The 25,982-nt window shown below is 67.6% G+C and carries 15 protein-coding genes; 5 read left to right on the forward strand and 10 right to left on the reverse strand.

Features of this window, described 5'->3' with window-relative positions; all coding sequences use genetic code 11:
- Window positions 1-60 precede the first annotated feature (60 nt).
- The 9 genes from AX018_RS08370 to AX018_RS08410 form a co-directional block, all read right to left on the reverse strand.
- Entirely contained in the window at window positions 61-4,191 is a 4,131-nt protein-coding gene (locus AX018_RS08370) for a non-ribosomal peptide synthetase (protein WP_170146209.1), read from the reverse strand.
- Between the two features lie 2 nt (window positions 4,192-4,193).
- Window positions 4,194-7,571, reverse strand: a complete 3,378-nt coding sequence (locus AX018_RS08375; RefSeq protein ID WP_111876839.1) for a non-ribosomal peptide synthetase — start codon at window positions 7,569-7,571, stop codon at window positions 4,194-4,196.
- A gap of 9 nt (window positions 7,572-7,580) precedes the next feature.
- The gene (locus AX018_RS08380) at window positions 7,581-12,131 is read right to left on the reverse strand and encodes a type I polyketide synthase (RefSeq protein ID WP_111876840.1); all 4,551 of its coding nucleotides are present in this window, start codon (window positions 12,129-12,131) and stop codon (window positions 7,581-7,583) included.
- On the reverse strand, window positions 12,128-17,452 hold the full coding sequence (locus AX018_RS08385; protein WP_170146210.1) for a non-ribosomal peptide synthetase: 5,325 nt from the start codon (window positions 17,450-17,452) through the stop codon (window positions 12,128-12,130). The genes AX018_RS08380 and AX018_RS08385 overlap by 4 nt, the downstream gene beginning before the upstream one ends.
- 23 nt (window positions 17,453-17,475) lie before the next feature.
- Entirely contained in the window at window positions 17,476-18,438 is a 963-nt protein-coding gene (locus tag AX018_RS08390) for a TauD/TfdA family dioxygenase (protein ID WP_111876841.1), read from the reverse strand.
- 83 nt (window positions 18,439-18,521) lie between these two features.
- Complete coding sequence (locus AX018_RS08395) at window positions 18,522-19,277, reverse strand: thioesterase II family protein (protein ID WP_111876842.1); 756 nt, start codon at window positions 19,275-19,277, stop codon at window positions 18,522-18,524.
- Window positions 19,278-19,283: 6 nt separating this feature from the next.
- Window positions 19,284-19,541, reverse strand: a complete 258-nt coding sequence (locus tag AX018_RS08400) for an MbtH family protein (protein ID WP_111876843.1) — start codon at window positions 19,539-19,541, stop codon at window positions 19,284-19,286.
- Window positions 19,542-19,720: 179 nt separating this feature from the next.
- Window positions 19,721-19,993: a DUF4880 domain-containing protein gene (locus AX018_RS08405; protein WP_245951482.1), complete on the reverse strand. Its 273-nt coding sequence runs from the start codon at window positions 19,991-19,993 to the stop codon at window positions 19,721-19,723.
- 89 nt (window positions 19,994-20,082) lie between these two features.
- Complete coding sequence (locus AX018_RS08410; RefSeq protein WP_415842159.1) at window positions 20,083-20,610, reverse strand: sigma-70 family RNA polymerase sigma factor; 528 nt, start codon at window positions 20,608-20,610, stop codon at window positions 20,083-20,085.
- Window positions 20,611-21,475: 865 nt separating this feature from the next.
- Here AX018_RS08410 and AX018_RS08415 point away from each other — a divergent pair.
- On the forward strand, window positions 21,476-23,836 hold the full coding sequence (locus tag AX018_RS08415; RefSeq protein WP_146749259.1) for an Lcl C-terminal domain-containing protein: 2,361 nt from the start codon (window positions 21,476-21,478) through the stop codon (window positions 23,834-23,836).
- A 412-nt stretch (window positions 23,837-24,248) separates the two neighbouring features.
- Here the strand turns inward: AX018_RS08415 and AX018_RS08420 are convergent, their stop codons facing one another.
- Complete coding sequence (locus AX018_RS08420) at window positions 24,249-24,491, reverse strand: helix-turn-helix domain-containing protein (RefSeq protein ID WP_245951483.1); 243 nt, start codon at window positions 24,489-24,491, stop codon at window positions 24,249-24,251.
- A 185-nt stretch (window positions 24,492-24,676) separates the two neighbouring features.
- On the opposite strand from AX018_RS08420, the gene AX018_RS24700 reads away from it, so the two are divergent.
- The 4 genes from AX018_RS24700 to AX018_RS08430 form a co-directional block, all read left to right on the forward strand.
- A complete protein-coding gene (locus AX018_RS24700; protein ID WP_146749260.1) occupies window positions 24,677-24,916 on the forward strand; it encodes a hypothetical protein in 240 nt (79 codons plus the stop codon).
- 16 nt (window positions 24,917-24,932) lie between these two features.
- Window positions 24,933-25,490 carry a hypothetical protein gene (locus AX018_RS08425; protein WP_111876847.1) on the forward strand — a complete coding sequence of 186 codons (558 nt, stop codon included), beginning with the start codon at window positions 24,933-24,935 and terminating at the stop codon, window positions 25,488-25,490.
- Window positions 25,491-25,492: 2 nt separating this feature from the next.
- On the forward strand, window positions 25,493-25,687 hold the full coding sequence (locus tag AX018_RS24705) for a hypothetical protein (RefSeq protein WP_146749261.1): 195 nt from the start codon (window positions 25,493-25,495) through the stop codon (window positions 25,685-25,687).
- Window positions 25,688-25,691: 4 nt separating this feature from the next.
- On the forward strand, window positions 25,692-25,982 hold a 291-nt coding region (locus AX018_RS08430; protein ID WP_211322396.1), incomplete at its 3' end, for a transposase.

Consider the following 25,982-nt stretch of genomic DNA (forward strand, 5'->3'; position numbering starts at 1 on the left):
TTCGGCTTTTTTCATTGGGGCGGCGTACCCGCCAGAGGCGTGGCCCCTGGCCTGCGCCGATCACACCGCGTCCGCAGGCTCCACCGCGTCGGCCCGGGCTTCGTCCACCGCATCGATGTGCGCGCGCAGCCGCTGGCAGAACTGCGGATGGCCGATGATGGAGAGGTGGTCCGCTCCGGCGACGACGCCGCTCTCCACCACGCGGGCATGCGCATCCCAGCGCCGCAGCGCCGGGGTCCGGTGCAGCGAGGCCTCCGCCTGGAACACGTGCACCGGCAGATCCTGGGCCCCGAAGTGCATCCGGGCCTGCCACATGCGGCTGTCCAGCGTGGCCCAGAGCAGGTACTCGTGCGCGTCGTCGCCGCTGCCGTCGAGCGGGAACGCCCCGGCGGCCTCCAGCATGCGCTCGGCCACCCAATCGCGCTCCGCTGCGGTCATGCGCGCCAGGAGCGCCTCCCAGCGCCCGCGCATCGTCGAGCGCTCCAGCCACTGCCGCAGCGCCTCGGCCGCGCTGGCCCGCTCCGGCCCGGACAAGGCGCGCGCGGGCTGCATGGGCTCGCCTTCGAACACGTCCACCATGGCGCAGAACACGACCTCCACCCGGCCCTGCAGCTGCCGCGCCACCTCGTACGCGAGTTCGCCGCCGATGGACCAGCCCAGCAGGGCGCAGCGCCCGTCCCGGGCATGCGCGGCGATGAAATCCGCGTAGCGCGCCGCCAGGGCCGGAATGTCGAACCCCTGCCAGCGGTGGCGCGTATAGACATGGCTCACGAAACCGAAGACCGGCCGCAGCCCGCCCAGCGCCTGCGCGAGCGGCTGGAACTCCCGCGTGTTGACGACCAGCCCCGGCAGGCAAAAGAGCGGCACGCCGCTGCCGCCGGCCTGCAGGCAGACCGCATCGTGCGCTGGCGGCGCATCCTGGTCGCGCAGCCGCTGCGCCATGTCGAGCAGGTGCGCGGACTGCATCACGTCGGCCAGCCCGAAGCCCTCGGCCCCCGGAAACGCCTTGCGGATGCGGGCCAGCAACTGCAGGCACAGGAGCGAATCACCGCCCCGCTCGAAGAAATTGTCCTGCCCGCCCACGCTCGGCACCCGCAGCACCTCCTGCCACAGCCCCGCCAGACGGCGCGCCACCGGCTCGTCCGGCACGGCCTGCGCCTGGCCGTCCAGGGGCTCCGCCGGCGCGGGCAGGGCCTGCCGGTCCACCTTGCCGTTCGCGCTCAGCGGCAGCGCATCCAGCAAGGCGATGTCGCGCGGCACCATGTAGTCGGGCAGCGCCTGGGTCAGGCTCCGGCGCAGCGCCACGGGATCGACCACGCACCCTTCGCGCGGCACCACATAGCCCACCAGCCGCGTGCCCGTGGCGCCGTCCCGCGCCACCACCGCGGCCTCGCGCACCCCGGGCTGCGCGCAGATCTGCGCCTCGATCTCGCCCAGCTCCATGCGCAGGCCCCGGATCTTCACCTGATGGTCGATGCGGCCCAGGTACTCGATATGCCCCTGCGCGCTCCAGCGCACGAGATCGCCCGTGCGGTAGAGACGCCCGCCGCGCGGGTCCTGCGGATCGGCCACGAAGCGTTCGGCCGTGAGCCCGGGCCGGTTCAGGTAGCCCCGCGCCAGGCTGATGCCGCCGATGTAGAGCTCTCCCGGCACGCCGATGGGCGCGGGGTTCAGGTGCGCATCGAGCACGTGGGCACGGGTCCCGCTGATGGGGTTGCCGATCGGCACGGCGTTGCGCCCGTCGTCGCGGCAGGTCCACTGCGTGACGTGGATCGTGGTCTCCGTCGGACCGTAGAGGTTCTGCAGCGTGGCGCCCTGGAGCCGCCGCAGCGCCTCGCGCTGCGTCTGCACCGGCATCGCCTCGCCGCCGCAGATGATGTGCCGCAGCCCCGTGCGCTCCTCGATGCCGGGATGCGCCAGAAAGGCCTGCAGCATCGAGGGCACGAAGTTCAGCGTGGTCACGCGGTGGCGCTGGATCAGCTCGACGATGCGCTCCGGATCGCGGTGGTCTCCCGGGCGGGCCACGACGAGCCGGGCCCCCACGGTGAGCGGCCAGAACATCTCCCACACCGACACGTCGAAGCCGAAGGGGGCCTTGTGCAGCACGGCATCCTCCGGCGCAAGGCCATAGGTGCGCTGCATCCAGGCCATGCAACTGCCCAGGGCCGCATGCCGGACGGCCGCGCCCTTGGGCCGGCCGGTGGAGCCCGAGGTGTAGATCACGTAGGCCAGGTTCTCGCCGTGCACGGCCACGCCCGGATCGGCGGACGGCTCGCCGGAGAGGTCGAGCGCATCCACGTCCACCCATTCCACGCCGGCGGCCACCTCGAAACAGCCCCGCGTGGCGCCATGCGCCAGCACCCACCGCACGCCGCTGTCTTCGACCATATAGGCCAGCCGCTGCGGCGGATAGTCGGGATCGAGCGGCAGGTATGCGCCGCCCGCCTTGAGCACCGCGAGCCAGGACACCACCATCTCGGTGCTGCGCTCCATCGCGATACCCACCCGCACATCCGGCCCGACACCCAGCGCCCTCAGGCGGTGGGCCAGCCGGTTGGCCCGTTCATCCAGCGTCGCATAGTCGAGGGCCTCGTCGCCGAACAGCAGCGCCACCGCGCCGGGCCGCTCGCGCGCCTGCCGGGCAATGGCCTCGTGCACCCGCTCGTGGACCAGCTCTTCGCAGGGGTTGGCACTCCAGCGCCGCAGGGCCGCCCGGTCGCCCTCGCCGAGGATGCGGATGTCGCCCACCACGCCATCGATGTCCGCGGCCAGGGCCTGCAGGATCGCGGCATAGGCCTCCGCGAAGCGCGCCACGGTCTCCGGCAGGAAGCGCTCGGCGGCATACATGAACTGCACCTGCAGCCCGCCATCGGCCTCCTCGCGGGTGCCCAGCACCAGCTCGAACTGCGCCTCGGGCGCCGCCAGGGCGTACTCCTCGACCACGAGGCCGGGCAACCGCGACATGTCCACCGCCCGGGCCGGCGCGTGGTCGAACATCACCTGGAACAGCGGATTCACGCCGTCGGCCCGCTCCGGGCACAGCGCCTCCACCAGTTGCTCGAACGGCAGGTCCTGGCACGCCTGGGCGCCCAGCACGGCCTCCCTGGCGCGGGCCAGCACCCCGGAGAGCGGCGTGCGCCCCTCCATCACGTTGCGCTGCACCTGGGTGTTCACGCACAGGCCGATGACCCGCTCGACCTCGGGCCGCGCGCGGTTGGCCACCGGCACGCCGACACGGATGTCGCCCTCGCCCGTGAGCCGGTGCAGCAGTACCTGGAAGCCCGCCAGCAGCACGGTGAACAGGGTCGTGCCCGCGCCATGGGCGCGGTCCCGCAGAGGCCGGACCCGATCAGCCTGCAGGCGCACCGAGTGCTTCGCCACGCCGGGCCGCCCCCCCGGGCGGCGCGGCTGGTCGGCGGGCAGCTCCAGCACGGGCGTGGCCGGGCCCAGCTGCGCGGTCCAGTAGGCCAGCTGGCGATCCCGCTCGCCCGCCTCCAGCCAGTTCCTCTGCCAGGTGGCATAGTCGGCATAGCCCACGGCCGTGCGCTGCAAGAGGCTGGGCACGCCGCCCCGGTGCGCGCCGTAGAGCGCCATCAGATCCTCCACGAGGATCCGCATCGACCAGCCGTCGGAGATGATGTGGTGCATCGCCAGCACCAGCAGATGGTCCGAGGGCGCCATGCGGACCAGGCCCACGCGCAGCAGCGGCCCCCGCTCCAGATCGAAGGGCAACTGGCTGATCCGCCGGGCCTCCCGGTCGGCCCGCTCCAGCGCCCCCTCGGCCCCTTCTGCCGACACATCGACGGGGTGGAACTCCCAGCCTTCCCGGCCGCCTGCGTGCACGCGCGGCACGCACAGTCCGTCCTCATGCGCCTGGAACACGGTCCGCAAGGAATCGTGCTGCTCCAGCAGCCCGTCGATGCTGGCCTGCAGCGCGCCGGTGTCCACCTCCCCGCTCAGCCGCAGGGCGCCGATGATGTGGTAGGCCGCGCTGCCACGGTCCATCTGCCAGAGAAACCACTGGCGCCACTGCCCGTGGGACGCCACGGCGGCCGATCGGTCCTTCAGTGGAACGATCGGCAGCCGCGCGAAATCCACGCCCTGGCCCTGCAAGGCCTGCAGGAAGAGCCGCTGCTTCTCGGGCGGCAGTTGCGCGAAGCGTGCCGCGATCTCGTGCTTGTCCAGGCCCATTCTCATGCCTCCAATGCGTCGAGCAGCGCGGCCATGCGCAGCACGTCCGATGCCTCGTCGCGGGCCGCGGATTCACGGTGCGAATCCACCAGCGCCGCCACCGCGGCCAGGGTGGGATTCTCGAAATACGCCCGCAGCGGCAACTGCAGGCCCAGCCGCTGGTGCACCTGCGCCTGCACCGACAGCAAGGCCAGCGAATCGCCACCGCATTCGAAGAAGTGGTCCCGCCGCCCGATGCGGTCGGCATCCAGCCCCAGCACCTCGGCCCATATGCGTGCGATGGCCAGTTCGGTCTCTCCCCGCGCAGCCTCGAAGACCCTCTGCGCCCCCGCGCCCGGCGCCGGCAGCGCCTTGCGGTCCACCTTCCCGTTCGCGCTCAACGGCAGCGCATCCAGCACCACTATCCGCCCCGGCACCATGTACTCCGGCAGCCCCCGCGTCAGCTCCCCGCGCAGCCCCTCCACCTCCAACTGCACCCCCGCCCGCGCGCTGCAGTACGCCACCAGCGATGGCGAGCCCCCACCCGCCCCGGGCACCGCCACCACCACCGCCTCCCTCACCCCCGCGCTGCCCAGCAACGCCGCCTCTATCTCCCCCAGCTCTATCCGCAACCCGCGGATCTTCACCTGGTGGTCCAGCCTCCCCAGGTACTCCAGCACCCCGTCCTCCCTCCAGCGCACCAGATCCCCCGTCCTGTACAGCCTCTGCCCCGCCTGCCTCGGATCGGCCACGAACCTCTCCGCCGTCAACCCCGGCCTGCCCGCATACCCCCGCGCCAGCCCCACGCCCCCCAGGTACAGCTCTCCCGCCACACCCTGCGGCACCGGCTCCAGCCCCCCGTCCAGCACGTGCGTGCGCAGCCCCGCGATCGGCCTGCCTATCGGCACCGCCCCCCGGTCCTGCTCCCCGCAGCTCCAGTGCGTCACGTCGATCGCCGCCTCCGTCGGACCGTACAGGTTGTGCAGCCCCACTCCCTTGCGCCGCTCCAACACCTGCCGCACCGTCTGCTCCGCCAGCGCCTCCCCGCTGCACACGATGTGCCGCAGGCTCTCGCACGCCCCCAGGTCCGCATGCGCCAGGAACGCCTGCAGCATCGAGGGCACGAAGTGGATCGTGCTCACCCCGTGCCGCCGGATCAGCTCCTGCAGCTGCACCGGCTCACGGTGCGCTCCCGGCGGCGCCACCGCCAGCCTCGCCCCCACCGCCAGCGGCCAGAAGAACTCCCACACCGACACGTCGAAGCCGAACGGCGTCTTCTGCAGCACCGTGTCCCCCGCTCCCAGTCCATACGCCTGCTGCATCCACTCGATCCGGTTGGCCAGCGCCCCGTGCCGGTTCCCCGCCCCCTTGGGCCGCCCCGTCGAGCCCGACGTGTAGATCACGTAGGCCAGGCTCTCACCGTGCAGCTCCACCCGCGGGTCGCCTGCATCGCACACCTCCGCATCGCCTTGCAGCGGCAATTCCAGCACCGGCACCCCCTGCCCCTCTGGCAGGCAGTCCCTCGTCGCCTCGCTCGCCAGCACCAGCGCCGGCGCGCAGTCCCCCACCATGTACGCCAGCCGCTCCGTCGGCAGCTCCGGGTCCAGCGGCACGTATGCGCCTCCGGCCTTCATCACCCCCAGCAGCGCCACCACCAGCTCCACGCTCCGAGGCAGCAACACCCCCACCAGAACGTCCGGGCCCACACCCCTCTCGCGCAGCCGGTGCGCCAGGCGGTTCGCCCGCTCATTGAGCTGCCCGTACGTCAGGCTCTCGTCCCCGTACACCAGCGCCAGCGCATCCGCATGCCGCTGCACACACGCCTCGAACCTCCGGTGCACCAGCCCGCATCCCTGCAGTTGCTCGTCGTTGACCGACCACTTCCACAGCCCCTGCCGCTCCTCCTGCCCCAGCATCTGCACCTCCCCCACCGCCATCGCGCCGCCTGACGACAGCGCTTCCAGCAACCGCAGGTAGTGGCCCGCGAGGCGCGCGGCATCCTGCGCCTGCAGGCGGTCCGGTACATAGCGGAATGCGGCGCGCATGCCGCCGTCGGCGCGCTCCATGGTCTCCAGCGTCAACTCGAACGGCGCGGCACGCATCTCCAGATCCACCCGGCGCACGTCCAGACCCGTCCAGCCGCGCAGAGGCCGGTCGCCTTCCCCGAGGTGGTTGAACATCACCTGGAACAGGCCGGCACCTGCGGCGGAACGGTCCGGCCGCAGCACCTGGACCAGGTGTTCGAAGGGCAGGTCCTCATGGGCCCGGGCCTCCAGAGCGGTCGCATGGACCTGGGCCAGCAGTTCGGCCAACGTCAGCCCCGGATGCACGCGCGCCTGCATCACCACGGTGTTGATGAAGATGCCGGCCACACCGGCCGTCTCCGGCAGGTTGCGGCCCGCCACCGGCACGCCTACTCGCAGCGTTTCATGGCCCGAGTGGCGAAACAGCAGTGCCTGGAACGCGGCCAGCAGCGCGCAGAACACGGTGGTGCCCTGCGCGCGCGCCCGGCGCCGCAGCCCTTCGGCCAGCTCCGGGGAAATCTCCAGCAGGTGCTGCGCGGCTTGCGGCGCATCACCGGCCGTCGAGGCCCCCCGGCCCAGTTGCACCACAGGGGCATCGCCCCCGAGCTGCTGCGTCCAGTAGGCACGCTGCCGCTCGCCTTCAGGGCCCTGCAGCCATTGGCGCTGCCAGAGCGCGAAGTCCACGTACCGGATCTCGGGCTCCGGGAGGTCCGGCAGCCCGGCCCGCCCCTGCACGGCAGCCCCATAGGTCTGCGCCCATTCGTCGAGCACGCGCTCCACGGTCCAGGCGTCGGAGATGATGTGGTGCATCATCAGCAGCAAGCGGTGCGACTGGGGGCCCAGCCGCACGAGCGCGCAGCGCAGCAGCGGCCCCGCCCCGAGATCGAACGGTGCACGGCACACCTGGGCCGCCACGGCCTCCAGACGCGCATCGCGCCCGGCCGCGTCCAGCCCCGACAGATCGATGCGGGGCATCTCCAGCTCCAGTGCGGGCAACACGCGCTGCCAAGGCACGCCGTCGTCCGCGGCGCCGAACACGGTTCGCAGGGCCTCATGGCGGCGCACCAGCGCCTGCAGGGCCGCATCCAGGGCCTCGGGGTCCAGCGGACCGCTCAGTTCCAGTCCGCCCCCCACGTGGTAAGCCGTGTTGCCAGGATCCAGGCGCCACAGAAACCACTGGCCCTGCTGGGCCCAGGACATGGGCACTTCGGTGCCCGCGGGCGGTGCCATGCGCGGTACACGGGTCTCCGCCGAAGCGGTGGACTGCGGCGATCCGCCGGCATGGGGCGACTGCCCGCGCAGCCTCTGCTGCAGCAGCTTCTGCTGCTCGGGTGTGAGGCGCGCTCGGCGCTCGGAAAGAGAATTACCTTCGCTCATGGGATGCACTCAATCGGTGGTCAGGGGGACGGAGGACGACTGGCGTTCGATGTCCTCGATGAGCCGCAACTCCACGAGCTGCGCCAGCTCGGCGACGGTGGGCGCCTTGAAGAACGATGCGGGATGGATCTCCACGCCGTAGGCCTTGCGCACCCGCGACAGCAGCCGGATCGCCAGGAGCGAATCGCCGCCCAGCTCGAACAGGTTGTCATCCACGCCCACGCCGTCGATGCCCAGGGCATCGATCCAGAAGGCCGCCAGGGCCATTTCCAGTTCGTCCCCGGGAGCCCGGTAGGGCGTGGACAGCGGGGGACGCGGATGGCTGGTGCCGCGCGGCGCCGCCGAGGCCGCCGCCTCGCTGTCCAGCGCATCCACCAGCCCGTCCAACGGCCGCAGGCGCTCCGCCAGCGATCCGACCGAAACGATGGTCTGCGGCACTGCGGGGCCGTTCACGATCTGCTCGAAGGCCCGCACCCCGGCCTGCTCGTCCAGCCCCACGCCCTCGGGCATGTCCATGTCCACGGCGATGCCCACATCGCGCCAGGCATCCCAGTTGACCGAGAAGAGCGGGAACGCCCCGTACCGCCGCCAGGCAACGGCCATCGCGTCGAGGCAGGCATTGGCGGCGGCGTAATCGCTGCGCCCCAGGCCGCCGATCAGGCTGGCCACCGAGGAACACAGCAGCACGAAATCCAGCGGCTCGCCCCGCAGCGCGTCCAGCATCGCCAGCGTTCCCTGGATCTTGGGAGCGAAAGCGGCTTCCACCTGGGCCCGGGTACGGCCCGCCAGCATGCCCTGGCCGGGCTCCAGGACTGCATGGATCACGCCATTCACCGGGCCGAAGCGCCCGTGCACGGCCTCCAGCGCCGCGCGCCACTGGGCCGGATCGGTGGCATCGGCGGCCACGGCCATCCAGGCCACGCCCTGGTCGTCCAGGTCCTGCAGTTGCTCCAGCCGGCGGCGCTGCGCGGCGGGCAGGTCGGGCCGTGCCAGCAGTGCAGGCCAGTCCTCGCGCGCGGGCAGCGGCGTGCGGCCCATCAGCACCAGCCGCGCGCGGCAGGTGCGCCCCAGATGGCGCGCGAAAGCCAGGCCCACGCCGCCCAGCCCCCCGGTAATCAGATAGACCCCCTCCTCACGCAGCCTGCGCTCCTGCACGGGCGGTGTCGGAACGGGCTCGTAGGTCCGGACCCAGCGGTTCGCACCCCGCCACGCCACCAGGAACTCATCGCGCGGCTGCGCGGGTTCGTCGGCCAGAGCGGCGGCAAGCGCCACCTCCGACACGCTGCCCGGCGCGGGCAGGACGACATCCACCACGCGGCAGGCCAGCAGCGGCATTTCCTGCCCCATGACTTTGGCGATCCCCAGAACCGTGGCTTTCTCCGGCGCCAGCGCCTCGGTGCCGGCCACTTCCTCCAGCCGGTCCGTGACCACCGTGAGCGCCAGCGTGCCGCCGCCGCCCACGTCCTCCAGCCCCTGGGCGAATGCCATCAGGCTGAAGTAGCCACGGTCCCACACCTGCGCAAGGGATGCCGCGGGCTGGTTGCCATCCAGGCTCCCGAGATGGAACACATGGGATATCGGACCGGCTTCGCGCCACAGGGCGGCATGGTCGGCGCGCTCGGCCATGCGCATGCCGTAACGGCCCGGCGCCAGGCATTCGAACCGCCCGGCGGCACTGGCACGCACCACGCGCGCGCCGCGCGCCTCCAGAAGTGCCGCCAGCCGCCCGGTCAGAGACAACCCTTCGCCGTCCAACAGCAGCACGCCGTCGCCCGCCTTGGGAGCCTCGGCGGGCACGGTCGGATGCTCGGCCGCGCTGCGCCAGCCCGGCCGGTAGAACAGGCCTGGAGCCTGCGTGGGACCCGCCTGCCGAGTGCCCGCGAGGGTCGGCTGCACCCAGAAACGCTGGCGCTGGAAGGGATAGGTCGGCAGGGGCACGCGCCGGCGGCCCGCCCCATCCCGCAAGGCATCCCAATCGATCTCCACGCCGGCAGTCCACAGGCCGGCCACCGCCTGCACCCGTTGCGGATCGTGTCGCTCCTCCTGCTGCGGATGGGCCTGGCTGGACCACACGCCGGCCGCGCCCCGCGCACCGGCATGCTGGCGCGCAAGCCCCGCCAGGGCCTCTCCAGGGCCCACCTCCAGGACGGCACGCCCCGGCCGCGAGAAAACCACGCCCAGCCCCTCATGGAAGCGCACGGTGCCACGCAGATGCCGCCCCCAATAGGCGGGACTCGTGGCCTCCTGGTCCGTGATGAGAGCGCCCGTCACGTTGGAGAGGAACGGGATGCGCGGCGCGTGGCGTGGCACGGAGGCCACGCGGCGCTCCAGCTCCGCGACGATGGGATCCACCATCCAGGAGTGGCAGGCCACCGACACGTGCAGGCGGCGCGGCGAATGCCCGCGCTCGCGCAGCGCCTGCTCGGCCTCCTCGACGGCCTGCGGCGGGCCGGACAGCACGCTCAGGGCCTCGCCGTTGACGGCGGCCAGATCGCAGCCGTCGGCCAGCCAGGGCGCCACGTCCTGCCCGGAAAGCGCCACGGCGCTCATGGCCCCGGGCGGAAGCCCCGCCATGAGCTGGCTGCGCCACGCCACGATGCGCAGTGCATCATCGGGCGCGAAGACGCCCGCCAGGCAGGCCGCCACGTACTCGCCAAGGCTGTGCCCCAGCATCAAAGCGGGACGCACGCCGCACGACATCCACCATCGGGCCATGGCGTACTCGACCGCGAACAGTGCGGGTTGCGAGAACTCGATGCCCGCGAGCCGCTGCGCGGCCACGGTTTCCTGGTCCGGCGCGGGAAACAGCAGCGACAGCAAGTCCATGCCCACGGCCTGCTGCAACACGCCGGCGCATTGGTCCAGCGCCTCGCGGAAAACCTGGCTGCGGCGGTACAGCGACTCCGCCATGCGCACGTGCTGCGACCCCGCCCCCGGGAACAGGAACACCACTTCGGGCGGAGACGACGGCACCCGCACAGGCGCCGGCAACGGCGCCTCCAGCCGCTGGGCCGCAAGCCCGGGTTCATAGGCCACCACGGCCGTGCGCCAGGGCCAGGCCCGGCGCCCGCTCTGCAAGGTATGGGCCACGTCCTGCAACGGCAGCCCCGGCTGCCCGCGCAGGTGCGACGCCAGCCGTGCCCGGCTTTGCTCCAGCGCGGCCTCGCTGCGCGCGGACACGGGCAGCAGCTCCCAGGAGAGAGGCTCCCGCCGCGCGCCCTGCAGGGCAATGGCCGGCGCTTCCTCCAGCACCACGTGCACGTTGGTGCCGCCGATGCCGAAAGAGCTCACTCCGGCGCGGCGAGGAAAAGCGCCCTGCGGCCAGGGCTGGAGCGCGGTGTTGACATAGAACGGACTGGCCGCGAAATCGATCTGCGGGTGCGGCTTGCTCAGGTTCAGGCTGGGCGGCAATTCGGCACTCTTGAGCGCCATCGCGGCCTTGATGAGTCCCGCCACTCCGGCGGCCGCATCCAGGTGCCCGACATTGGTTTTCACCGATCCGACGGCGCAATAGCCGCGGCGCGCGGTATCGGCGCGGAAGGCCTGCGTGAGCGCAGCGATCTCGATGGGGTCGCCCAGGGCCGTTCCCGTACCGTGCGCCTCGACATAGCCGATGGTGTCGGCCGAGACGCCCGCGATGAGCTGGGCCGATCGGATCACCTCGGCCTGCCCATCCACGCTGGGCGCGGTGAACCCCACCTTGGCCGCGCCGTCGTTGTTGGCGGCGCTGCCCTTGATGACGGCATGGATGGTGTCGCCATCGCGCAGCGCATCGTCCAGGCGCTTGAGCGCCACCACACCAGCGCCGCTGCCGATCACGGTGCCTGCGGCATCGGCATCGAAGGCGCGGCAATGGCCATCCGGCGAAAGAATCGCTCCTGCCTGGTAGCGGTAGCCCCCCTGCTGGAGCAGGTTGAGCCACACGCCGCCGGCCAGCGCCATATCGCACTCATGGGCCAGCAGGGCCTGGCCGGCCATGTGCACGGCCATGAGCGAGGTCGAGCAGGCCGTCTGCACGCTCACGGCCGGCCCGCGCAGGTTCAGCTTGTAGGCCACCCGGGTGCAGAGCGAGCTGGAGGCATTGGCGCCCATGAGGCCGAGCACGTCCGCGATGCCCGCGCCCGCATCGAGCCCCGAGGAAGGCAGCAGGTTGCGCATCAGGTACACGTTGGGGCCTTCCCCCCCGTACACCCCCACCTTGCCGGGCCAGCGGGCAGGATCGCAGCCCGCATGCTCCAGCGACGACCAGGCACACTCCAGGAAAAGCCTCTGCTGCGGGTCCAGCAGCTCGGCTTCGCGGGGCGTGAAACCGAAGAATTCGGCATCGAAGCGGTCGTGGCCCTCCAGGGGCACGCCCGCCTTGACGTAATCCGGGTCGTCGCGCAGCGACGGCGGCACGCCAAGGGCATCGAGTTCGGCATCGCTGTAGTGCTTCACCGACTCCACGCCGTCGCGGATCCGCTGCCAGAACGTCTCCACGTCCGGCGCGCCGGGAAAACGGCAGGCCATGCCGACGATGGCGATCTCCAGGCCGGTGGGTTCGCTCGCAGTGGTGTTCATCCTTGGATTCCTTGGGTGAGGGCGCGGCGCTGCAGCAGGGCTGCGCGCTGGCGCAATGCGCGGTCGTCGGCCGCCTTCGCGGCAGAGGTGTCAGCCGCCTGCGCGCCATGCGCCGACTGCCGGTCGATATGGCTGGCAAGCGTCTCCACGGTGGGGTGCTGGAAAAGATCCACCAGCGGCAGCGTCCAGCCCCAGCGTTCCTGCAGCATCCGGTGGGCACGGATCAAGAGCAGGGAGTGCCCGCCCAGGTCGAAGAAGTTGTCGTTCATCCCCACCGGCTCGACGCCGAGCAGCTCGCTCCACAGCGCGGCCAGCTTCTGCGCCGTCGCGCCTTCGGGAGCGCGGTGGACACGGGTCGCAGCGATCCCGTCGGGCTCGGGCAGCGCCGCGCGATCCACCTTGCCGTTCGCATTCAGCGGCAAGGCCTCCAGGAGGGTGATGGCACGCGGCACCATGTAGTCGGGCAATTGCCGAACCAGCGCCTCCCTCAGGCGGGTGGCGTCGGCATCTCCCGCCACATAGGCCACGAGAACCTCCTCGCCGGCTTGGCCGCGGACCACCGCGACCGCATCCCTCACGCCGGCCTCGGACCGCAGCCGGGATTCGATCTCGCCCAGTTCGATGCGCAGCCCGCGCAGCTTGACCTGGTGGTCGATGCGCCCGAAGTATTCCAGCTGGCCCTCCGCATTCCAGCGCACCCAGTCCCCGGTGCGGTAGAGCCGCTGCCCCGCCGCATGCGGATGCGCCACGAAGCGCTCCGCCGTCAGGCCGGGCTGCCCCAGGTATCCACGGGCCAGCAGCGCCCCGCCGATGTACAGCTCGCCGGCCACCCCCTGGGGCGTGGGGTTCAGCCCCGTGTCGAGCACCCAGGCCTCGGTCTCGCTGATCGGCTGGCCGATGGGAACGGGCCCGCCCCTGTCGAGGCAGGTCCAGCGCGTCACGTGGATCGTCGTCTCGGTCGGTCCGTAGAGGTTCTGCAGGGTCGCGCCGGGCAAACGCCGCAAGGCCTCGCGCTGCAACGCTTCCGGCATCGCTTCTCCACCGCAGATGATGTGCCGCAGGCGGGTGCGCGACTCGATGCCGGGATGGTCGAGGAACGCCTGCAGCATCGACGGCACGAAGTTCAGCGTCGTGATCTGGTGGCGCTCGATGAGACCCACCAGTTGCTCCGGGTCGCGGTGCGCACCCGGTGGCGCCACTACCAGCCGCGCACCGGCGGTCAGTGGCCAGAAAATCTCCCAGCACGACACGTCGAAACCGAAAGGTGCCTTGTGCAGCACCGTGTCCGTGGATGCCAGGCCATAGGTGCTCTGCATCCACGCCATACAGGTGTGCAGCGCCGCATGCCGGACGGCAACGCCCTTGGGTCGGCCCGTGGAACCCGAGGTGTAGATCACATAGGCAAGCTGATCCCCGTGCACCGGGATATCCGGATTGCCCACCACTTCCTGCGGCTCCTGCCCGTTCGCGATGGCATCCACATCCACCACGCGCAACCCGTCCTGCCGGGGCACGGCATGCGATGCGGCCCCGTGCGTGAGCAGCATCACCAAGCCACTGTGCCGGGCCGTATAGGCCAGCCGGTCGGCGGGATAGTCCGGGTCCAGCGGCAGATAGGCCGCGCCAGCCTTCATGACCGCCAGCATGGCCACGATCATTTCCACCGACCGGTGCATGCACAAACCCACGACGGCGTGAGGGTGCAGCCCCTGGTGCCGCAGTTGGTGCGCCAGGCGGTTGGCACGGCGATTCAACTCCGCGTACGTGAGGGCCTGCTCGCCAAACAGCAGGGCCACGGCCTGCGGCTGCCGTGCGGCATGGGCTTCGAAGCTCTGGTGCACGGGCCGGTGCGCACTTTCGCGCAGGACGTTACGGCCCCAGGCTTCGAGGCGCTCACGCTCCCGGTGCGACAGCAGTTCCACCGCGCCCACCGCCTGCCCGGGTGCATGGGCCAAGGCCTCCAGCACGGCAAGGTAATGGGCCGCCAGGCGCTCGATGGTGTCGGGCTCGAAAAGCTCCCGCGCATACACCCACGTGAGGGAGATCGCCCCGTCCTCCCGCTCCCGCGCTTCCAGCACGAGTTCGAACTGGGCCTGCGGCCCCTGCAGCGGCTCGGCTTCCACGGTCAGCCCCGGAAGGGCCTGCACGGCCCGCGTGTCATCCACGAGGTGATTGAGCATGACCTGGAACAGCGGGCTCAGGCTGGCGCTGCGCTCGGGCCGCAATGCGTCCACGAGTTGGTCGAACGGCAGGTCCTGGTGGGCATGGGCCCCGAGCACGGTCTCGCGCGCCTGCTGCAACACCGCTTCGAGCGATGCGCGCCCGTCCACATTCGCGGGCAGCACCAGGGTGTTGACCAGCAGACCAATGAGGCGATCGCACTCGGGCCGCCCGCGATGGGCGATGGCCGCGCCGACCCGGACGCTGGCCTGCCCCGTGTAGCGATGCAACAGCATGTGCAAGGCTGCCAGCAGCACCATGAAGGACGTCGCGCCCAGGCGATGCCGCAGGGCCTGCAGCTTCTGAATCAGCGGCCGCGGAAGATCGAAGGCATGGCGCGACGCCGTATAGGCCGCCCGCGCCGCACGCGGATGATCCGTTCGCAGCTCGCAGGCGACAGGACGCTCGCCCAGCAAGTCCCGCCACCATGCCAGTTGCCGGGCTCCCTCGCCGGCATCCAGGCGCGACCGGGCCCATGCCGCATAGTCCACCACCTGCACCGCCGGCGCGCCCTCCTGCACGGTCAACCCCTGGCTGCGCGCGGCATAGGCCTCGATCCATTCCAATGCCCAGACCTGCAGGGACGCGCCATCGGACAGGATGTGGTGCATCACCACCGCGAGTACATGCCTGTCGGTATCCATGCGCACCAGCAGAACCCGCCAGGGATGACCGCGCAACAGATCGAAGGGCTCGGACTGCAGGCGCTGGAGCGTTTCATTCAGCAGGGATTCGCGCCGCGCTGCCGGTACCGCTTCCAGGTCGATGACCTCCAGGGCCGGCCATGGCGCATCGCTGATCTGCTGGAAAGGCGCTCCATCCGGGCCTTCTCCGAAGCACGTTCGCAAAGACTCGTGGCGGCGCGCGACGTCGTCCAGAGCGGCGCGCAGCGCATCGCTCTCCAGGGGCCCCGAAAGCCGCAGCGCCACGCCCACGTGGTAGGCGGCCTGGTTCGGGTCCATCTTCCAGAGGAACCATTGGCGGGCCTGCGCATGGGAGAGCGCAAGAGGCCCCTGCCGCAGGGCGTCCGGCAGCCGCTCCAGAGGAGGCGCGGACGGGCTTGCGGCATGGCCGCCCGCCCCCTGGGCCTGGGCCCGCTGCACGGCCTCGGCACAGTGCCGCAGTCGTGGATGCTCGAAGATGTCCCGTGGAGTGAATGCAATACCCCACTGCTGCCCGATGCGGGCCGCCGCCTGGGTGGCCGCCAGCGAATTGCCCCCCAGCACGAAGAAGTGGGCATCGGGGTCCAGCGGACGCGCGGCATCCAGGCGCAGCACATTGCGCCAGAGATCCGACAGGATTTGCTCCAGGGGGGTCAGGTCAGCGGCCTGCGACGGCATCCGCTGCGGACCGCCCCGGACGAAATCGCCCCATTCGTAGATGGCATAGGCATCGGGCGTGCGATCCTTCCAAGCGGCGCGGCAGGCGCTGCGTTGCAGCTTGCCGCTGGTGGTTTTGGGCAGGGTGCCGGGCTCCAGCAGCAGGACGACCGAGAGCGGCTCGCCCACGGCCTCGCTCACCGCAGCGCTCAGGACCTCCACGAGCTTCTCGGGCGGCACCAGCTTCTGCATGCCGCGCGACACCTCCACGGCCGCACCAATGCCCTCGGACTGAACGCCCTGCACGGGGAAGACCGCGACACGGCCCTTGCGCACGGCCTCGACCTCGGCTTCGATCGCCCGCTCCACGTCCTGCGGATACACGTTGTGCCCGCGCAGGATGATGAGGTCCTTCAAACGGCCCGTCACCACGAGCTGGTCTTCAAGGACGAAGCCCAGGTCGCCCGTGCGCAGCCAGCGCCGCCCATCGTGCTCCACGAAGGTCTGTGCGGTTTCGGCCTCCCGCCCCCAGTAGCCCGCAGCGATGCTGGGCCCACTGGCCCAGATCTCTCCGATGCTGCCCGGCTCCACGGGCACGAGCGACTGCACGTCCATCACCGCCACGGCATGGTCCGCCGCGGCCTTCCCGCAGCCCACGAGCAGCGGGCCCTGCCCGTCCGCAGTGGCGGCGCCCACCGCCAGCGCATCGGCGGAGAATCCACGCGCCCACAGGCCCTGCCCCCGTCCCCCTCCGGTGACGTAGAGCGTGGCTTCCGCCAGCCCGTAGCAGGCATACACCGCACCCGCATCGAAGCCGGCCGGGGCCACATGCCTTGCGAAGTCAGCCATCGTGTCCGCGCGCACGGGCTCCGCGCCGCTATAGGCCACGCGCCAGTGCGAGAGATCCAATGCCGCCAGTTGCGCTTCGCTGATGCGCTCCAGGCAAAGCCGGTACGCGAAATCGGGGCCGCCACTGACCGTTGCGCGATGGCGGCTCACTTGTTCGAGCCAGCGCACAGGCCGCTCCAGGAAATAGCGGGGCGACATGAGCACCAGCGATGCGCCACTGTAGAGCGGCTGCAGCAGGCCGCCAATGAGCCCCATGTCGTGGTACAGCGGTGCCCAGGACACGAAGCGGTCTTCCGCTCCCAGGCCCATGCCGGCCTGGATGCAGCGCTCGTTGGCCATCAGATTGCCGTGCGTGACCATCACGCCCTTGGGATTTCCCGTGGAACCCGAGGTGTACTGCAGAAAGGCAATATCCTGCGCAGCAGGGTCGAACGGCCGCCAGGACTGCGCGAGCGCCTCATCCAGCGCATCCACGGCAATGGTTTCCAGGCCATCGAATGCAGCACGGCACAAGGATGTCCATGCACTGGCCGTGAGCACGCATTCCGCCCCGCTATCCCGGCGAATGCCCTGCAAGCGCGCCAGATGCTGCGGCCGCTGGGACTCGGGCGGAAACACCGGCACGGCGATGACCCCGCTGTAGAAGCAGGCCAGCATGCTGACGGCATAGTGTTCATCGTTGTCCAGCAGCACGAGTGCACGCGCACCGACGGCGAACCGGCTCTGGAGCTTTGCCGCCAGCGAGCGCACGCGCTGCTCGAATTCACCATAGGTGAGCGTGATTTCACGGCGCTGGCCCTGGACTTCATCCACCACGGTCAGCCATGGCACATCCGGCCGCTGCGCAGCCAGTGCCTGCAGATGCTCGACAAAATTGCGCGGAAGCACAGATGGAGATGCCGGCGCGGCATCGGGCAGGGAAATCGACTGCATGTGTATGTCCTCCTTCCCGGGCCTCATGGCTGCCGCTCCAGGTTGCCGTGTAACTGCGCCATGGCCATGACGACCTCGCGCTCCCCCTTGAACGCAGACTGCCCATGGGCTGTCAGCATGTTGTCGAGCATCAGCACATCCCCTTCCTGCCACGGGAAGGAAACGGTCTCCGCATCCAGCACGGCACGCACCTCGGCAAGCACCTCGTCATTCATGAGAGAGCCATCGGCGAAGTACGCACGGCACGGCGGCTGGCCGATGCCCGCGAGCGCCCCGGGCTGCACCTGCGCAGGGCTTGCGCACGCGTGAAAGAGATGCGCATGGTTGAACCAGACGCGCTCGCCCGTCACAGGATGGGTCTCGATGGCCGGGCACCATTGCCAGGTGCGCAATCCCCCTCCCTCCATCCAGTCACAGGAAATGCCGGACTGCCGGCACAGCGCGCCGCCCCTGGAACGGCTTTCGGTGCTGAACGCCTTCTGCCAGCACGCCTCCGTACCCCCGTAACTGCGCATGTAAAGCACGCCAGGATCGAAGAGGCGCCGGATACGTTCCGGCATCCGTCGATAGACGGCACGGCTGTCCGCAATCGGTGTCTCCCCACCCTCTCGCGCGGCCTTCACGCAATGGAACCATATCTTCATCGGCCACTCGCGATGGCAAGCCTGCTCGTTGCGCAGCGCCATGCCCTGGCGAGCTGGCTCGCCAACCGGAGCACATGCGCCCACGCCGATCACGGGCATGGAGTCACGCTTGAGCCAGGGCTGCCCGAACAACGCAGCGAACTGCTGAAAGGTCTCGACCGCAGGTACGGCAAATCCGCGGAGCAGCACGCCCCCCACGCGCAGCAATGCCTCCTCGATGCGCGGCCGCAAGCGCTCTGCGGCATCCCTCAGTCCCTCTCCCACCCGGCTGGGCAGGATCAGCATGGGAAGCTCGGCCCCCGCCGGCGCATGGCGCCTGAATTGCATCGGCATGTCATTCATAGGAACTCCTTGTGCACCGCATGGCGCGGCCTGCCCGCCAACCTGCACGCAGGCGGGAAATCAACGGATCAGTGGGAACGCCGTCAGGCGGGAGACGCGAGCAACGCGGCGTCCGAAACCTTCCGGCGAGGCGACAGCCGGCGCACCAGCGTGTCGAGGAAAGCGGCTTCGTGTTCACGGATGAAGAAGTGGCCACCGTCGAGCCAGTCGGTGGAAAACACATTTCGCGTTTCCTGGCCCCACGCATCCACATCCGGCGCACGGATCCTGTCAGCCCGCCCCGCAATCGCATGGATGGGGCACGACAGGAGATCGCCCCCCGTCGGCCGCTCGAAACCATGGCATATGCGGTAGTCCGCGCGCAGCACATCCAGGGTGAGGCGCAGCAACTCCGGTTCGGAGAACACTCCGGAAGGCGTGCCGTTCTGTTCGCGCAGGTCGGCCACCAGGCGTTCATCGCTCAGCGGCTCCGCATAGCGGACCGCATCCCGGCGCGTGGGGGCGGCACAGGCGGATACGACCAGCGCCACGGGCGATACTTCGCCCACCTCCTGCAAGCGTCGTGCAACACCATAGGCCAGCAAGCCTCCCATGCTGTGCCCCAGCAGCGCGAAAGGCCGACCACCTGCGGCGTGCAGGCAGGGCCCGGTCAGTTGCTGCACCAACGTCCCATAGTCGGGGGCAAAAGGCTCGTGCATGCGGGCACCCCGCCCCGGCAGCTCCACGGGCACCACGCCGATGCCAGCGGACGCCAGTGCCCTACGCCAGCGCAGATACATGGTGGCGCTGCTCCCTGCACAAGGAAGGCACAGCAGCGCGAGAACGGCATCAGCCCCCATGAAGACCTACACCGCCGCCGAGGCCACAGCCGGCGCCGATGCCGCCTCCTGCGACTGCATCCACTCGCGCAGCGACCGGGGCCGCATGTCCGTCCATGCACCATCCACGTAGGCCACCACGGTCTTCTTGTCGCCACGGACACCCTCGACCGCCCGCCAGCCCTCCGGCACGCTCTTCCAGTGCGGCCAGATCGAATACTGTTCCTCGTGGTTGATCAGAACGATGAAGGTTTCGTCTTCGCGATCGAAGCAGCTCGTAGACATCGGTGCATCCTTGTGCGGTTGAACAAACGGCCGCCGGAGCCCCCATGCTGCGGGAGCGAAAGCCATGTGGCGGGCCTGCCTTCACATGACGGTTCTGGCGCCGATCTGTTCATCGCATGCAGCCAACGGTGCATGCCACGCGGCTGGCATGCACATGCACAGCCGCCCCATCGCCCACATCAAGGCTCGGATTTGGATCCGGGATCTGTCTTTATCGAGGACTCAGGCTGTGCGGGCCCGACATCCTGCTGAATGCTCCTGCGAGGCACCATGCCCGCCAGCATCCACAGATGGGCCGCTTCGTCGTAGCGCTGGCGGTGCAGCGGATCGGCCAGCAGCCAGGCCGTCATTTGCGCGCGCGCCTCGTCATCGAAGCGTTCACAGTCGTATTCGCGCTGGACCCATGCCCATGCGGCTTCCCAAACGGGATCCTCGTCGTACGGTGGATTCATGCGTCAAGCCTGTTGCGTCCCAACGCACATTCTCGCGGCAAACCGCGATCCCCCCCGCCCACGGCCCCGCGCGGAAACCGACGATCCGATCAATGCCCCGGCATCATGTGAACGCGACAGCTGGCCACGGCGCGGGCCGCCTCCGCGATCAGGCCGTTCACGAGCCCCAGGGCACAGCCCAGCCGCTCCGCGATCTGCCGCTGGGTGAGCCCTTCGATACGGTAGAGCTCGAAGACCAACCGCGTCCGCGAAGGCAGCCGGGCGAGCACTTCATCGATGGCCTGGATCACCTGCTGCTCGCACATCGTGCGATCGGGGGATCGATGGCATGGCACGTCGATCGTTTCCACGTCCACGTCGAACGTACGGTAGGTCGCTTCGACCCGGTGGCGGCGGCAGTAATCCAGCGCCAGGTTGCGCACCACCTGACAGCAATAGCCGACGGGACGCTCCGCGGTCCTCGTGCTCGGCCCTTCCACCAGCTTCAAGTAGGCGTCCTGAATCACGTCGTCCGCAAGATCCCCCGTGTTCACGATCTGCCGCGCCACGCGCCAGAGTTGCGCCCGGTGGGCGACGAACACTTCAGCCAAGGAGGGCTCGGACAACGGCAAGGACATAGGCATCGCTTTCCTGGAACTGCCGGAAAAGGTTCCGGCGAATGGAATGCGATGATACAAACAAAATCGCGAATGCGAATTATTTGTATTTGTTTTACTTGATCTGATCGATGGAAATCTTCCGGCGCAGGTGAAGGTGCCCTGGCAGCGTGCGGACAGGAAAAAAGGGGAAGTAGATCCTGGAAAGTGAGACGCACTGTCAAGTCCTCGCGCGGCCACATACCAAAATCGCCACTGCTCTCCAACGCCATCGGCCCGTGCTCGCGAACGCGGCATGCAGAGCGATTTGCGCCTCCAGCGCTTACAGGGGAATCGCCAGAAGCTGTCAAATAAATAGCGAATAGACCCATTCGATATGCAGCATCCATCACCACGTGCCTTGCGTGCCCGCATTGGCGTGCGCATGAACACGCCTCGGCAGCCACCACGCTTTGCTGCGCATGCAACAACACCAAGCACTCCCACGAAGAGAGCCGGCCAACGGATTCGCCACCACGGCTCCGTGCTGTTGGCGCCCGCCCTGGCCACCGCAGCCCTCACCATCGTCACGGCTGCGCCTTCGGCGGGCTCTGCCACCATCACCCTCAACTCCAGCAGCGCAGCCACTGGTCACCTGACGCTGCTGCACGCAGGGCGAACACGATGCTGTTGAGAGCATGCTCGTGCTTCAGGCGCGGCCTGCAGCCCGCGGGCGACGGCTTTACGACGGGCAGTGAAAACTCGATTCCTTGATGCAGCGTTGCACGGACTTCCTTGCCTCTCTGTCTTGCCGCATACCGTCAAACGACTACCGAGATTGCGTCTCTCAAGTCGCTCTACCTCAACGCCGACCAAGCACCCAGAATAAATTTCTCAGGGGATAGCCATGCACACTGATCTACCCATCACCCCAACACCACACTCCGAGGCGCGGGACCAAGGCAGCAACGCTGACACGCCCTTCTGTGCAGCCGACGCCGCAGTGGTGAACATAGCCGTGCTTGCCGACCCCTCGGGACCGACCGCAGGCACGCTCACTGTGCACGACACGCAAGGCCGCGCGTTGGCGCAAACCGATTTTTCGAGCAATGCTGTCATCCCTATTTCGCCAGCGGCAACCGACTTTCGCCTGCTACTCGAATTACCCGACGGCGCCCTGTTCCCCGGCTCCCTCAGCACGGGCAACTTTTTGTCGGCAGCCGTGTCCGACTACCAAGACGGACAGTACATCGCACTGTCGCCACTTACCACGCTGGTGGATGCCTACATGCAGGCACACCCCGGTGTGACGCAGCCGCTGGCTCTGGAAAAGGTATTGACCTGCCTGGGCTTGCCAGACACCACCAAGACCAATGGCTTCATGTTCGATACGGAACATGAGCTGTTTGATTCGCACCATTTCTACGCGGCTGTCGATGCCGCAGGCGGCATGGCCGCACTCGCAGACTTGGTGATCGCGAACATCGACGGCGGCGTTGGTCACTCGTTCGGCAAACCCCGCCATGACCACCTGATGAACACCACACTTCTGGGTGCCAGCATGGTGGATGACCTCACCAGCAGCTTGACCAGTTGGGCAGGCGGCAAAGTCAAAGGCTGGTTGATGGAGGCGACGGGTGTCAACAACTTGCTGAAGGAACTCGGGCTGTTTGATGACGACAAAGCCGTCAAACAATTGGCTGCACTGACAGAAGCGATCAACGCCCTCGCTGCGCAAGTCACGGCACTGCCCGACGCAGTGACTTACAGCAATCGCCTCATGGAACTTGAGGGGTTGCGCTCCGTCATGGCGGAATGGAATACCTTTTTGGTCACCAATACCGAGTCAACCCCTGCAGAGCCCGAAGATCTTGCGGAATGGAGTGCCAAGGTGCTCTCCAGCACGATCTTGACCAACCTGCACGACTTGGAAGTGGGCAGTGGCGAGAAGGCCAAGGGCCTGATTGACCTGCTGGCAAAGGAAACCCCCCAGTACTACGACGGCAGGCCCGAGACGCCGTACACCAAACCATTCTTCACCCAATTCAATGCGCATCGCCAAGTGCAAGAGTTGGCGCTGAATTACAAGATCGAGGCCACCCATGCCAGGGCTGCGCCCAACCTGGCCGCAGCAGAGTTGATGATTGACGCGCACCACATCCACATCAAGCAGCAGCGTCAGGCCTATCCGGCAGCGCTGAGTGCCATGAATGGAGTGCTGGACCGCAGCACAGGCCTGATCTGGGCACGGCAAATGATCGTGGTCGATGGCTACACCAACATTGCTGCCGTCCTTCGGAATACGCCCTACCGGCTCCCCACCATCGCCGAACTGCAGTCAGTGATTCCCACGGCGCAGGCGCGGGCGGCGCTATCGATCGATGCGTCAGAGCACACGCCGCAAATCATGCATCAGTTTGGTTTTGAACCAGATCGCTACCTCGACGGCAGCTACAAGGACTTTGGAGATCTGAGAGAAAAAGGATCACAGCACCCCCATGGCTACGTGTTCTCGTCCGAATGTTGGGCGGATCGGCGTTACGGTGTGGCAAAAGTCCTGAACCTCTATGACGGCAGTACCAAAAGAGTCGATTACAACGTGCCAGGTGGCATAGACCGAACCTCGCGAACCCAAGTTCCGCTGATGTTGGTGAGAAAAGACCTTGGCGCGAACCCGCTGTATGCCTACCTGAGCCACTACGACCCGGAGACCCGCACCGCGCAGATGGAGGCCATCCTCAATTTCAAGGATGGCCGTCGTTGGGATGCGACCAAGGACGTGATCTGGAAAATTGCCGGCAGCAGTCCAGAAACCGTGCATATCTCCAACGGGCCAACCGACAGCGGCAAGATTCAGTTTCGTACGCCAGAAAAGCCTGCGGAGGCTTGGACCGTCACGGGTGAAATCAGCTATTGGGGATCGAACCTGCCACACCAATCGTACCAATTCAAGGAAACCGTCAAGGTGTTTGAAACCGGCGGAAAAGTGTATCCCCACACCGCAGCCATCGTGTTGGCCCCCGCGCAGCAAAAGGCCAAGCGCTACCCCTTCAGCTACGATCTGAAGGTGTACAGAACAGAGAATACTGGCCGCGTAGTTGCCAGCAATGACTACAGCGCGCTCCAGTGGTCATGCAGCGACCCTTCGGTGGTGATTGACAAGTCGGGCCGCATAACGGTGGCGAAAGCGCCAGCGAAAAAGAAGGAAATTCAGATCAAAGTGCGGGTTGGCAATGTTGAAGGCGTTGCCTACCTGATCTTGGCTTGAAGCACCCTCGATTTCCTGAACTGAAGCCAGGTGCTAATGTGCACGGGCACAACCAGCCGCATGTACCAGATGCCGTTGGCACCCTTGGAAAGATGGGTTGCACCGAGACATGGTGCCCACCCCGAACACCTCGTGGCCACAGCGCCAGAGTTGCTGCGCGCTTCGTTCGGATCGCAGGCGGAGGATCCAGACCACACCAAGAAAAAAGCCCTTGAAAATCAAGGGCTTAGTTCATTTTGGCGGAGAGGGTGGGACAGAGTTTCCCAGCCCAAAAAACCCATGCAAATCAACTACTTAGGTAGTAGCTGCGTCAAAAATCTTGCTACTAGCATTGCTACCAGTGGCGTGGGTATCCCTTATACCACATCAGACGCGCCGCATTTTTCGGCACTTCTCTGTTGTGAATTCCTCGTCAATCCTGCCCACCTGACGCAGGCGCAATCTTGGGCTCGTCCAGCAACTTGAAGAATTCAGAGGGGTTCATGCCAAGGGCCTTGACAATTTTCTCGATGTTCACCAGCGCAAGGTTGCGCTCACCACGCTCCACGCATCCCATGTAAGAACGGTCGATTCCACAGCGGTCAGCGAACGCCTCTTGGGAGAACCCTTGGGCCTTACGGGCCTGCCGCACAGCCCGCCCAAAAGCAAGCAGCACAGGGGGCCGCTCTTCAAGAGGTGGAGGTACTCGGGGCATGTCTGATAGTCGATTGACCAAGGCAAAAACACCACGGAACAAGCGCATACGGAACAACCAAACACGGAACATAAGAACCATTCTGAGATACGATTCCTTTCTGGTCGCGGCGTTGTGCCGCCATCACCAATCGAAAGGCATCACTCATGAAATTGGTAGCTCTTGCCGTCGCCCTCGCGCTTTCGGCTTGCTCATCCGTGCGAGAAGCACCGGACGCCCCGTCGTTCGCAATCCACAACCCCGCTATCTACGCGACGCAGCAACCATTGGTCGATGACAACGGCATGCCGCTGGCCGTCGTGGCGACGGATACGGCTCAGGTTGCCACCCCCTCGGCGAAAGACCCGTTCCCATGGGCCAGTGGCACCAGCCGCGTGGCTGACTGATGCGCAGGGGTAAGACATGACCAAAACCAGCATGCTCAAACTCGGGGCTTCCACACTGTTCGCGTTGTGGCTCGTCTTCGGCGATGCCAAGCTCACACACAAGGCCACACTGGTCGTGGCGGTCGTGGTGATCTACCAAGCCGTCAGCCGTGTCAGTGGGCAGCACAAGCTCCAAGAGGACGCCCGGCAGGGCATGGCGAATCTCATCGCCCAAAACAACTTCAAGGCCGACTACCAACACTTTTTTTCGGATGGCAATCAGGTGTCCGGCGTCGCCATTGCCAAGGATGACCCGCGCATCGTCCTGGCATCGGCGGCAGCGCCTGCCAAGCTTTTCGACCGTAGCAATGTGCTGTCCGTAATGTCAGAGACGGGCAAAGAGAAGGACGTTCAGTTCAAAGCGCTGTCAATGACGGGGGCCGGAGATAAGCAAGTTACGAAAGTGGTCCATGTGGTAGACGTTTCGGTGCGAGACCTCGATAACCCGCGCTACAAGCTTTATTTCCAAAATGCCGATGAAATGCGGCAATGGGAAAACCGCCTGAACGCCTGGATGAACATGCACACGGCATAAAAATGAAAACTCTTTTCAAAGCAATATTCGTTATTTTTGCATCAGCCTTGGTTATTGCATCCAATGCCCAGGCCGACACCAAAAACAAAAACCCAATCCTGGGCACATGGATATTGGTTTCATGCGAACCCAAAAAAGACAATCCGTGCGCATCCGGCTTTGTTGCACAAATCACCCCGGCCACACCGGTAGACTGAAGGCGTGACGGAAGCAAAGAGCGAGAGGCGGACCAAGTACCGCACGACGAACTGGAAAGCCTACAACGCAGCGCTGAAGGCGCGAGGATCGTTGACGATGTGGCTGGATGAAGGCATGCAGTGGCTTGGCAAGCCGAACGGCAAGCGCGGGCGCAGCCCGACGTTCTCGGACGCAGCCATCCAGTTTTGCTTGAGCATCAAGTGCCTGTTCGGCCAGCCCCTGCGGCAGGCGCTGGGCATGGTGGACAGCCTGCTGCGGCTGGCCAAGCTGGACTGGCCGGTGCCGGACTTCAGC

It is taken from the genome of Paracidovorax anthurii, from assembly GCF_003269065.1.
GTDB classification, from domain to species: domain Bacteria; phylum Pseudomonadota; class Gammaproteobacteria; order Burkholderiales; family Burkholderiaceae_C; genus Paracidovorax; species Paracidovorax anthurii.